Origin of the sequence: Paenibacillus thiaminolyticus, from assembly GCF_003591545.1 — a bacterium.
In the GTDB taxonomy this organism is placed as follows: Bacteria; Bacillota; Bacilli; order Paenibacillales; family Paenibacillaceae; genus Paenibacillus_B; species Paenibacillus_B thiaminolyticus_A.
Genome location: NZ_QYZD01000087.1, coordinates 1 through 2,768, shown reverse-complemented (window position 1 = coordinate 2,768; position 2,768 = coordinate 1). Strand labels below are relative to the sequence as shown.

General features: G+C 57.2%; 1 protein-coding gene. It reads left to right on the top strand.

Annotated features, from left to right (window positions below; genetic code table 11):
• Positions 1-2,768, top strand: a 2,768-nt coding sequence (locus tag DQX05_RS30000; RefSeq protein ID WP_182914977.1) for a condensation domain-containing protein, incomplete at both ends; no start/stop codon positions are given.

Here is a 2,768-nt window from a genome sequence, read left to right as displayed (position 1 = left end):
CTGCAGGCCGGCATCTGCTTAGAGACAGGGCCGCTCGTGAAGCTGGGCTTATTCCAGTGCGGTGATGGCGATCATTTGCTCATGGCGATTCACCACCTCGTCGTGGATGGCATCTCTTGGCGCATTTTGCTCGAGGATCTCGCCGAAGCGTACGGGCATGCTGTGCAGGGGCAGGACATTCGACTGCCGCTGAAAACCGATTCATTCCAACTCTGGTCGCAACAGCTGACTGCTTATGCTTCAAGTCCGGCTATGGAGGCGGAACGCGAATATTGGAGCCAGATGGCGGGACGGGAACAAATGCCATTGCCGAAGGATAACGATCAAGGCGGAGACGCGGTCGAAAACAGCGCAACGTTGACCTTGCAATGGTCCCGGCGCGAAACGAAGCAGTTATTAACTCAAACGAACCGGGCATACGGGACGGAGATTAACGATCTGCTGCTGACCGCATTGGGGATGGCGATTCAGGAGTGGACAGGAAGCGAGCAGGTGGCCGTCATGCTGGAAGGCCACGGCAGGGAATCCATCCTGCCGGATGTGGACGTCAGCCGGACGGTAGGCTGGTTCACGAGTGCGTATCCGGTCATGCTGGACATGAAAGCGGATCTGGATCTGCCGCGGCGTATCAAGCTGGTCAAGGAAACACTAAGAAGCATCCCGCATAAAGGCGTCGGCTACGGCATTTTACGTTATTTGACCTCATCGAATATTCAAGCAGCCGACCCTGAAATTTCGTTTAACTATTTGGGGCAGTTCGACCAGGATTTGCAGAACAGCGAGCTACAGATCTCGCCGCTTTTGTCCGGGGATGCGGTAAGCCGCAGGCAAAAAAGGGCAGCCACGCTCGATTTCAACGGCATGATCGCCGGGGGAACGTTAACTTTGAATCTGAGCTATAGCGCCGATCAGTATTTCAAGAAAACGATGCAGCGGCTGGCCAAGCGGCTGAAGCATCATTTGCAGGAAGTGATTCGTCACTGTGCGGCAAAAGAAAGCGTGGAGCTGACGCCTAGCGATGTGCTGCAGCAGGGCATGACGATTGAGGAACTGGAAGTACTGGTTCAGCGGAACCGGCCTGTCGGGGACGTCGAGAATGTATATGCCCTGACGCCTATGCAGCAGGGGATGCTGTTCCACAGCCGCCTGGATCCTCAGTCGGGCGCTTACGTGAACCAAATGCTCATTTCGCTGCAGGGAGAATTGGATCCAGCCGCATTGGAACGCAGCTGGAATACGGTCATCCAGCGGCATGCGGTACTGCGGACGAGCGTAGACAGCGGTTGGCGGGATCAGCCGCTGCAGGTAGTCTACCGAACCCGTACCTTGAAGATTGCTTATGCAGATCTATCGATGAAGAGTGCGGCAGAGCAGGAGCGGGAACTGGCCTTGCTCAAGGAAAAAGATCGCAAGAGAGGGTTTAGGGTAGAGTCGGACGGCTTGATGCGCGTAGCGGTCATGCGTACGGGGCCGGAGTCGCATCAACTGCTGTGGAGCTTCCACCATATTTTGATGGATGGATGGTGCCTGCCGCTGGTGGTCAAGGAAGTCCTCGAAGTGTACGCGGCCTTGTGCAAGGAAGAGGAGCTGCAATTGGCGCGCGTAACCGAGTATAGCGAGTATATTCGCTGGCTGTCCGAGCAGGACGGGCAAGCGGCCGCGAAGTATTGGGCAGACATGCTTGCGGGCTTCGAACAAATGTCAGAGTTGCCAAGAAGACGGAAGCGCCAAGCGCAGGGATATGAAGCAAGGCGCGTGACCTGCTCGCTGGGTCGAAAGTTGACCGAACGGATCAGCCAAGCAGCGCGAGAGCAGGGAGTGACGGTGAATACCTTGCTGCAGACGGCATGGGGACTGCTGTTGCATAAATACAGCGGGACGCACGATGCGGTATTCGGCAGCGTGGTGTCCGGCAGACCGGCGGAGCTTCCTGGCGTGGAAGGGATGATCGGGCTGTTCATCAATACGATTCCGGTCAGGGTAAAATGCGAGGCTGGGGATACGGTAGCCCGCGTGCTGGAGCATGTTCAAGAGCAAGCGCTGGCGTCCCAAGCCCACGACTATTATCCGCTGCATGAAATCCAAGCCCAAAGCTCGAAGAACCGGGAGCTGTTCAACCACATTCTCGTGTTCGAGAACTACCCAGTGGAGGAGCAAGCGGGCTCGCTGGGGGATGCGGCCGGACTGAACATTACCGGAGTTCAAGCGGAAGAGCAAACCAACTATGACTTGAATGTGATGATTTTGCCTGGGGAAGAGATGACGCTTCATTTTGACTACAATGCGCAGGTGTATGAACGAGAAGGAATGGAGCGTCTGCAAAGGCATCTGCTGCACATCGCGGAGCAGATTGCGGCCGACTCGAGCATCCCGGTTCAGGAACTGGAGCTGCTGATAACGGCGGAGAGGGAACGGTTGCTCCTGCAATTCAACGATACGCAGGCAGCAATTCCGGAAGAGGCAAGCATTCCTTCGCTGTTCGAGCGGCAGGCCACGAAGACGCCGGATCGTCCGGCGGTCGTGTGCGCAGACCAGCGTCTGACCTACCGGGAGCTGGAGGAGCAGGCCAACCGCATCGCCCAATGGCTGCGGGCGCACGGCGTGGCGGTGGAAGACCGCGTAGGCGTACTGATGAACCGTTCACCGCGGCTCATCGCCGGGCTGCTGGGGATTTTGAAAGCCGGTGCCGCTTACGTGCCGATCGACCCTATTCTACCTAAGGAACGCATGGAGGCGATGCTCCGGGATTCCGGGATGCAAGTAATGCT